General features: G+C 65.8%; 9 protein-coding genes. 7 read left to right on the top strand and 2 right to left on the bottom strand.

Translation table 11 applies throughout. The features are described 5' to 3' along the window. Together IE312_RS40770 and IE312_RS18695 are read left to right on the top strand one after the other, a co-directional pair. Positions 1 to 511, top strand: a 511-nt coding sequence (locus IE312_RS40770; protein ID WP_229900078.1) for an Lsr2 family DNA-binding protein, incomplete at its 5' end; no start/stop codon positions are given. 88 nt (positions 512 to 599) lie between these two features. Then, entirely contained in the window at positions 600 to 2006 is a 1407-nt protein-coding gene (locus IE312_RS18695) for a DUF3987 domain-containing protein (RefSeq protein WP_189983226.1), read from the top strand. Between the two features lie 40 nt (positions 2007 to 2046). Here the strand turns inward: IE312_RS18695 and IE312_RS18690 are convergent, their stop codons facing one another. Next, a complete protein-coding gene (locus IE312_RS18690; protein ID WP_189983224.1) occupies positions 2047 to 3207 on the bottom strand; it encodes a helix-turn-helix domain-containing protein in 1161 nt (386 codons plus the stop codon). A gap of 443 nt (positions 3208 to 3650) precedes the next feature. Here IE312_RS18690 and IE312_RS44685 point away from each other — a divergent pair, with 443 nt between their 5' ends. The 4 genes from IE312_RS44685 (at position 3651) to IE312_RS18675 (ending at position 6634) form a co-directional block, all read left to right on the top strand. Beyond that, complete coding sequence (locus tag IE312_RS44685; RefSeq protein WP_440862362.1) at positions 3651 to 3881, top strand: DUF7848 domain-containing protein; 231 nt, start codon at positions 3651 to 3653, stop codon at positions 3879 to 3881. A 359-nt stretch (positions 3882 to 4240) separates the two neighbouring features. Continuing rightward, positions 4241 to 4696: an NUDIX domain-containing protein gene (locus IE312_RS18685; RefSeq protein ID WP_189983221.1), complete on the top strand. Its 456-nt coding sequence runs from the start codon at positions 4241 to 4243 to the stop codon at positions 4694 to 4696. Positions 4697 to 4719: 23 nt separating this feature from the next. After that, positions 4720 to 5682, top strand: coding sequence for a hypothetical protein (locus IE312_RS18680; protein WP_229900077.1), 963 nt, complete (start codon positions 4720 to 4722; stop codon positions 5680 to 5682). Between the two features lie 571 nt (positions 5683 to 6253). Next, complete coding sequence (locus IE312_RS18675; RefSeq protein ID WP_189983219.1) at positions 6254 to 6634, top strand: four-helix bundle copper-binding protein; 381 nt, start codon at positions 6254 to 6256, stop codon at positions 6632 to 6634. A 53-nt stretch (positions 6635 to 6687) separates the two neighbouring features. On the opposite strand, the gene IE312_RS18670 is transcribed toward IE312_RS18675, so the two are convergent. Continuing rightward, positions 6688 to 7968, bottom strand: coding sequence for an LCP family protein (locus tag IE312_RS18670; RefSeq protein ID WP_189983217.1), 1281 nt, complete (start codon positions 7966 to 7968; stop codon positions 6688 to 6690). 118 nt (positions 7969 to 8086) lie between these two features. Between IE312_RS18670 and IE312_RS40765 the strand changes: the two genes are divergently transcribed. Further along, a partial coding sequence (locus tag IE312_RS40765) for a hotdog domain-containing protein (protein WP_306419778.1) occupies positions 8087 to 8272 on the top strand: 186 nt, incomplete at its 3' end.

Here is an 8272-nt window from a genome sequence, read left to right as displayed (position 1 = left end):
GGAGCCGGAGCCGGAGCCGGAGCCGGAGCCGGGATCGGTTCCCGTGGCGGAGTCCAACTTTGAGCCGGTGCCCTCCGTGATGATCGCTGGTGAGGTGCCGGGATATGACTGGGAGGACGCGCGGGAAGCGGCGCGCAACCTGGGCTATGAGGTGGTTGGCCGTGCCGATGACAGCACGGTCCTGCTGATCCTGGGTGAGGGTGGCGACCGGAACGCCACCAAGGTGCGGGACGCTTCCGAGCGTGGCATCCCTGTGATGGACGTGCGGGAACCCGGACGCTTCAAGTCGGCTGTTCGGTCGGGTGAGTTGGCTGGCGGTGACCCGCTTCCGGAGCCTGCCAAAGTCGACCGTTCCGGGATGAGTGAGCGTGAGCGTAACCGTGCCGTCCGGGCTTGGGCACGAGAGAACGGCTACGCCGTGCCCACGAAGGGACGCATCCCCATGCATGTCCGTCACGCCTACGAGCTGACCCATCGGGACGCATCCGAGGGAAAAGCGGCAGCGGCGTAAGCGTCGCCCCCGCTGTGCCGGGCGTCGAGTGCGCCCGGCCTCCCCGGCCAGAGTCCACCCAACCAACCCTGTTCGAGATAGAGGCAGCATGAGCACCCCCGTTCTGTACGGTCCCATTGGTCGCGCAGTCCGCAGAATCGCCCCCTTCGTTGAGGCGGACCCCTTGGGGGTGTACGTGGCTGCCCTGTCGATGTGGTCGGCCGCTATCGGTGGCTCGGTCAAGGTGTCCTCCCGTGGTCCCCGGCCCGTGCTGCTGTGGTCCGCTCTGGTGGCCGGAACCGGGCGCGGTAAGGGAACCGCGCTCCGGGCCGCTCATCACGTCCTGGACAAGGCTCTGGGCCGCTTCCTGGCCACGCACACCACATCCGGCATCACGTCCGGGGCGAGCATGGTGAACCACCTGTGGGAGCAGCAGGAAGCCACGGCCGAAACCGAGCACGGGCGGGACGTGCGGACTCTGGTGGTCGAAGAAGAGTGGTCGGAAGTGCTCCGCAGGGTGAAGCGGGACGCGTCGTTCACGACCAAGCTGCGGACCGCATGGGATGGGGCGACGCTGCGGAACACCACCAAGGATGAGGCGCAGGAAGTGCGCGATCCCGCAATGGTTCTGCACAGTCACGTCACGCCGTCTGACTGGTCGAAGTACGTCGGTGAGTCGGAAGCGGCGGGAGGCTCGTACAACCGCATCCTTCCCTTCCTGCTGGGGTCGGTGCCGCTCTTGGATGATGACCGGGTGAGCCTGCCTGAGGTGGACGGGCGGGAGCTGGCCGACGCTTACGGGTGGGCCACGGCCAGGCCGCGTGTGATCACGCTTGCGGAGAATGCCCGGTCGCTGTGGCGGGTGGTTCGCCGGTACGCCCGCATCCTGGGTGAGACCCTGCCCGAAGGGCAGGCAGTGTTCATCGAGCGAACGGCAGAGCAGACGCTCAGGGTTGCGGCCTGCCTGGCAGCGTCCGAGTGCTCGGAGACGATCACGGAAGAGATGTTGTCCGCCGCCTTCAGCTTGGTGCGCCGGTCTGTACAGGACGCCGTGCGCATCACCAAGGGAGCGACCGCCCCGAAGGTGAAGCGGCAGCCGCTCAGCCTTGAGGACAAGGTGCGGGCCCGGATCGAGATGCACGGCGGTCGGGCCACTTCCTCCCAGGTGCTCCCGTACGTGGGAGCGACCGCAGCAGAAGTCAAGGAACTGCCCGGAATCGTCGTGAGTGTCGAGCGATCGGGGAAGTCCGGCCGACCGGCCACCATTTTCACGGTCCGCGGTGACAGTTCCGATGACTCTGTGCCTCAGCCGGCCAGCGCAGAGGGTGAGCAGAACGGGAACACTTCCCGTCACGCAGAGGTGCGGCCGGCAAGCGCGGAGTGTGAACAGAACCGCGCACGAGTTGTCCGGCTGGACGCTTACCGCCCGGCCCTGAAGCAGGCCCCGGCTCCGGGGCCCGTACCGAAGCGGTCGGAACCGCTCGGGGACGCGAACCCCTTCCTTGCCCTGCTCTAATCAACCTAAGGAACCGCCCCGATCCTCGTAGGGGTCGGGGCTATTCCTTTCCCCTATCAATCGCCTTGAGGCTTTGGTATGCCTCTCGCAGGTCTGCACTCTCGGGCAGTTTTCGAGCCTCTACCGCCTTGACGACTTCCAGTGCGCGCCAATGATTTGACGGAACTACCCTCCCGGACAGAATCGCTTTCTGGGCGGAATTGCATGCTTCGTCCATCCGGTTCTCTTTGAGGAGAACCAGAGCCAGATCAATATTCGCGCTAGCTACACGTCTTGGCCACTGGCTTACGTCGTCGCTCGGGCTAAGCCTCTTGATTACTTCTCTGGCGTACGGCTCTGCCGCTGAATCTCCGAGCCATGCGAGTGTTGTGGCTGTATAGGACAGTGCCTTGCCAGGGTCATAACGGTAATGATGCTCTGGTGTGTCGGGGACGCCGATAGCGGAAGAAAGCTCCTGTACTCGTTCAATTGCTGAGTAGGTGTCTCTTCCGTTGCCTAGCCGTGCGCTCGCTCTGCCTTCCTGCGCTGTTGCCTGGATGATCGCGGAGCCATTAGCGGGAGCTATTTCCTGTGCGACTCGTGAGAGGTCGACGGCTTGGACGTAATCACCATCGGTGAGGACTCGCCAAGCCTCAGTTTCATAGCACCACGCTTCAATTTCACGATGCCCGGCTTCCTTGGCAAGTGTTGCGGCTGTTTCAAGTCGAGCCGTAGCGGCATCGTCTTGCATAAGGTCGATATGGACCGTAGCCCCGAGCAGAGACAGCCAACCCCCGACGACCAGCAACCGGCGATGCTCTGAAAGAGTCTTCCGGCCGTCTAGCAATTTGCCGACATAGGTGGAGTGCTTGCGTACCTGCCTCAGCAAGGCTTCCGGCTTGGCTTTGGGGTAGGCCATGGCCAGCCCATCAAAGGCGCGCTCTAGACGCTCAAGGGTTGCATTGCCTACGTCGCTCGCCTGGACGCGACGAGCCAATTCCCAAGCGTCCATCTCATCGTCATGAGAGCTGCTGTCTTCTACTTCCAGAGATAGGCCGAGGTATTCGTTTAAGGCTTGCGTCAGCTCAGGAGAGGGAGCCTGTTTTCCGTTAAGTACCCGGCTCAGATAGGCAACGTCGTAATGGAGTTCCTTGGCTGCACCTCTCAGGCTCTTTCCCTGCGCCTTGAGTGCCGTCTTTACCTCAGACCCGAACTCGATCATGGTGCAGCTCCCGTTGACTGTTGACTGCCATCGTAGTCAACGCTGGTCAACTGCCCCTCGTATGCGCGGAATCGGTTGAGTAGGCAAGCGCAACAGGGACCCCGCGACGCGCGAACGTCCGGGGTATGGCTACCAACCAGCCAAGGGGTTGACGACAGTGCCCGAAGCGGAACCCAACGGCCGGCCGGACGCGTGCATCGAGGGCCCGACCGGAGGTGAGGCATGACGGCCCCCGCGAGACGCACCAGCGCCCGCGTGAACGCTCTGCCCGAGCCTGAGTTAGTGAGCCTGGTTGACGGCTCGGAACGACGCGCAGATGACGGCTGGTGGGAGGAGTACGGCGGCACCCTCGACCCGGTGTCCGGCGTGATCGCGTTCCCGCCCAACTCTCTGCCCCCCTGCCCGTTCCCGTGTGAGCGCTGCGCGCAGCGAAAGGGGGCGTGATGACCCGCGCCACCTACCGCTTCCGTGAGCACACGCTGACGCCGGACACGGATAAGCCGACCTTGCACGCCATGGAATGTCAGGCGTGCGGACAGGCGAGCACCGGCAGCGCAGATCCCACGGACGGCACCCGGTGGGCCGCTGACCACCTCAAAGCAAACCCTGGCCACTTGACCTACCAAGAGCACATTGAGCGGTCGTACCGATTCGAGCCCGGAGCATGGCAGTGAGTACTGATCAAGAACTGTTGGCACCCGTCCGGCCGATCACGGCAACGGTTGGGGAAGACCTGAAGACCGTTCACGCCCTGGACAACGACGGCAAGCCTGTCTGCGGTGCTGTCGGCAAGCTGACCGAGTGGCAGCGCACCGTCTCGTGTGCCGCATGCATGTCGGCATGAGGGCGTTACGCGGCTCGCTGGCCGCTTTCGCCTGGCTGGCTTGGGTGGTGACTGTCGCGCTGATAGTCGCCCGAGGAATCGCCGCCTAAGTCGGGGCAGGCAAAGCCTGGGCGTGACCCACACTCCACGGCATAGGTTGAGTCAGGCACCGCAAGCGCCCAACGCGCTTGCCCTATCGAAAGGGTGCGCATGAAGCGAATCATTGCCCGAGTGTGGAAACTCATTCGCGGCCCTCTGCAATGGCGTGTCCTATGGTTCGCGCACGCCAAATTCATGATCGGCGTGACGGGTGTAGTGCGGAACGAGGCGGGGGAAGTCCTGCTCCTCAAGCACCGAATGTGGCCCGCAGACCGGCCATGGGGACTTCCGACCGGCTACGCCATCAAGAGCGAGGAGTTCCCGAAGACCATTGTTCGAGAGGTCCGGGAAGAAACTGGCCTTGAAGTCGTTCCGGGGCGACTGGTTCAGGTGACCAGCGGCTACAAACTCCGTGTGGAAATCGCCTACGAAGCGCTTCACGTGGGTGGAACTCTCAAGCTCGACAGCTTCGAGATTCTGGAGGCGAAATGGTTCAGTCCGGACGCACTCCCGGAGGGGATGCAAGAGTCCCACATTCAGCTCATCAAGGCGAGCACGGCGAGTTAACGGAACTTGCCCCGAATGAGTCCGTGACCGGTGCTAAAGCGATGGCGGCATTGGCTGCCATGCGCATCGACGCATCCCCCCTCACGGGTAAGCACCCTGCCCACGTGTTCCGGCCCCTGTCGGAAATGCTCAGTCGGTGGGCGGCAGACGGCATCGACACCACGTCTTTCCATGCGGGCGTCGAAAACGCCAAACGTCGGTACGCCGGGTACGGCCTGACGAAGATGCTGCCGCTTGACCGTGTGTTGGTCGGCTGCGAATCCTCGCGGGTCGGTGCCTTCGGTGGATTCCACCACCCGGACAAGGGATACCGGCACCTTCAGATGGTGGCCGTCATCACCATGTACGGGCCCATGGAACGCCGGAATCCCGAGTGCCCCGCGCTGGCCCTCCTCGATCTGCTGCGCGCGTATGCGCATGACTGCCTTCACTACGGGTCGCGTCGGCGGTACGTGGAAGTGGCAGGGATGCCCGTCCGCACTCAGTACGGAATCAACTACCGCCGCAGCACCGGGCAGCCCTACTCGGCTGTCGACCAGCGTGGAAGCCACCACACGCGGAACCTCGGAATCGTCATGGAAGGGGCGTGCGACAGAGAGGCGCGCTCCATCACCCGGCAGACAGTGGAACGCTTCGGCGTGTCCGAGCCCGCAGACGCTCTCGGTGCACTGGCGTTCCGGGACGTGACGGGAACGCTGACGGAGGAGGACCCCGGGCGCGTGGCAGGGGTGCTGGGGGGCGAAGAGCAGACGCGGTACGCGGCGGCCCTGAGTGGCTACGAGAAGGGCGTCAATCGCCGGTACGCGCACTTCCTTGAGGAGTTCGCCCCTGGGGAAGAGGTCGAGTGCCACACGCGTCTTCTCGCGGCCATCATCAGCGGTGACGTGACGGCGCTGGGAGCGTGGCTGGACGAACGGCACGGCCCTGGCACCTTCACGGGCCTGTTCCGAACGCCGGGGTACTTCGACCCCGGCTTGACCGCCTGAGCGGTCCTTCGGTGGCCCCCGTCGCGTGCTCCCCCTGTGGCGCATGGCGGGGGCTTTCCGCTGCCCCAGTGATCATGGGGAAATCCTGGGGAGACCCCCTCTGAAGGGGGTGTTCATGCAGGTCACGGCCGTATGACCTGTAAAGCACCCAGATCTACGAGGGCACGAACCAGGTCCAGCGGATCGTGATGGCGAGGAACCTTCCGTAGCAGGACCTCGCGAGTCGCGAAGCACAACGGCCCCCGGCATCGTGCCGGGGGCCGTTCGCGTGGGGTGGCCGAAGCGCCTCAGCCGGAGGTGACGGGGTCGCTGAGGGCGATGGGGCCGTGGAACGTCTCCACTCTGTCGTCAACATGCCAGATGTGCGGCGGCCCACGATGCCCATGCCGACGTCCCCGTGTCCAACGCGCCGCCTCCTCGGCGCGAGACCGCGCGAGACCCTACGAGACCCCACGAGACCGCGCGAGACCGCTGGTCCGGAAGGCCGTAGGCCGACGTGCGGGGCGGGCCGTGCGGACGTAGGACGGAAGCACACGGGGCCGTCCCGGGCCCCCGCCTCCTAGGAGGAGCCATGACCCAGTCCCAGTCCCAGTCGCGGTCCGGAATGATGCCCGCCCTCACGCAGCAGATGCAGGACTGCATCGAGGCCTGCATGAACTGCCACAACATGTGCGAGGAGGCCATGAGCTCCTGCATGCAGCAGGGCGGCCAGGCGCAGATGCAGGTCATGCGCGCGCTCATGGACTGCTCCGAGACGACCCGCATGTGCGCCGACATGATGATGCGGCGCTCGCCCATGGCCGGCGACATGTGCATGTTCTGCGCGAAGGTCTGCGACATGTGCGCCGAGGCGTGTATGTCCATGCCCGACGACCAGATGATGATGCGCTGTGCCGAGGCGTGTCGCCGCTGCGCGGAGACCTGCCGGGCGATGGCGGGCGCCGGCATGTGAGCCACGGACGGCCGGGGCAGCCCGTGGGGTGCCCCGGCCGTCGCGCGCCGCCGTCAGTTGCCGGAGACGGTGACCTTCTCGTCGTTGTTCAGCTGGTTCACCAGCGTCTTCACCTTCGCCTTGTCCCAGACGAGGTTGCCGCCGGCCGAGCCGGAGATCGGCATGTTCATCGAGGTGCCGTCACCGCCGCTGACGCCCTTCATCGCCCAGAACATCGAGGCCAGGTCCCACAGGCCCATGTCCTTGTCGACGATCAGGGAGTCCAGGCCCGCGCCCATGGTCGGGTAGAACTTGAACGGGTTCAGCACGGTCGACGGGGTCGCCACCTGGTGGGCCAGCGCGGCCAGGAACTTCTGCTGGTTCTTGGTGCGCTGCAGGTCGGACGTGGCGAACGCGTGCCGGGTCCGGACGAACGCGAGCGCCTGCTGGCCGTTCAGGGTCTGCTTGCCGGCCTGGAAGTCGGCACCCGACCACTTGTCCTTGAAGCCCTTGTCGATGTCGATCTCGACACCGCCCACCGCGTCCACGATGTTCGCGAAGCCCTGGAAGCCGATCTCCACGTAGTGGTCGATGTGCAGACCGGTGTTCGCCTCGACCGTGCGGACCAGCAGCGTCGGCCCGTCCTCGGCGTAGGTGGCGTTCAGCTTCGCGTGTCTGCCCCGGGCCGGGTAGACCTTCCCGGACGTCGACCCCTTGTACGACGGGACCACCACGTCCGAGTCGCGCGGCAGCGAGATCAGGGTGTCCCCGTTGTCGCCGACGTGCAGGATCATCATCGAGTCGGTGCGCTTGCCCTCGGCGCCGCCGGTGTGCAGCTTGCGCTCGTCCGCCTTGGACATGCCCTCGCGGCTGTCCGAGCCGACGATCAGGTAGTTGGTGCCGGCGCCCGACTCCGGCCGGTCGATGACCGTGGACAGGTCCACCTCGCGGCGCAGCTTGGAGTCGGCCCAGAAGTAGGTGGCCACCGAGGAGACGACCAGCACGGTCGCCAGCGTGATCGCCGTCCACTTGATCCGGCGCCGCCAGTTCGGCGCGGGGCGCGGGGCGCGGGTGGAGGCGCCCTCCGGGCCGCCCGGACCCCGGCCGCCGGCGCCGCCGTAGACCTGGCCCGTGTTGTAGCCGCTGTCGTAGTCGCCGTAGCCGGCGCCTTCCTCGTGTCCGCTGCCGTTGACGTACGACGGCTGCTGCGGCACACCGGCTCCGTACGGCGGCGCCGCCGGGCCGCGCCGCACCTGACGCATCACGCGGGCCCCCTCCGGCTGCGCGCCGGCACTGCCGCGTCCGTGACGCGGGCCGCGGTTCTCGTCGGACCATCCCTCGGGCCAGTCATTCATGGGCCCCAGTGTGCAGGGCGCCGATACGTGCTCGACAAGGGATGTCGGGAAATCAGGGCCCCGCTGTTGCGAACCCGACACAAATTCCGCGAACGCGCGTCGGCATAAGGTGGAGGGCATGACAGACCAGGCCACGGACACGGATCCGGACACGCAGCCGGACATCCCGGGCAAGCCCACGTCCGCCTCGCGCACCACCCTCAGCCACATCATGACCCACAACGACACCAACCTGCTGGGTACGGTGCACGGCGGGGTGATCATGAAGCTGGTCGACGACGCGGCGGGCGCGGTGGCCGGCCGG

The sequence above is a fragment of the Streptomyces capoamus genome (assembly GCF_014654935.1).
GTDB lineage: Bacteria > Actinomycetota > Actinomycetes > Streptomycetales > Streptomycetaceae > Streptomyces > Streptomyces capoamus.
This window is presented reverse-complemented; position numbering and strand designations above follow the sequence as displayed.

Excerpts from the sequence above, each read along its gene's own strand:
- IE312_RS18695 (WP_189983226.1), top strand. The coding sequence starts at position 600 with ATGAGCACCCCCGTTCTGTACGGTCCCATTGGTCGCGCAGTCCGCAGA.
- IE312_RS18690 (WP_189983224.1), bottom strand. The coding sequence starts at position 3,207 with ATGATCGAGTTCGGGTCTGAGGTAAAGACGGCACTCAAGGCGCAGGGA.
- IE312_RS44685 (WP_440862362.1), top strand. The coding sequence starts at position 3,651 with ATGACCCGCGCCACCTACCGCTTCCGTGAGCACACGCTGACGCCGGAC.
- IE312_RS18685 (WP_189983221.1), top strand. The coding sequence starts at position 4,241 with ATGAAGCGAATCATTGCCCGAGTGTGGAAACTCATTCGCGGCCCTCTG.
- IE312_RS18675 (WP_189983219.1), top strand. The coding sequence starts at position 6,254 with ATGACCCAGTCCCAGTCCCAGTCGCGGTCCGGAATGATGCCCGCCCTC.
- IE312_RS18670 (WP_189983217.1), bottom strand. The coding sequence starts at position 7,968 with ATGAATGACTGGCCCGAGGGATGGTCCGACGAGAACCGCGGCCCGCGT.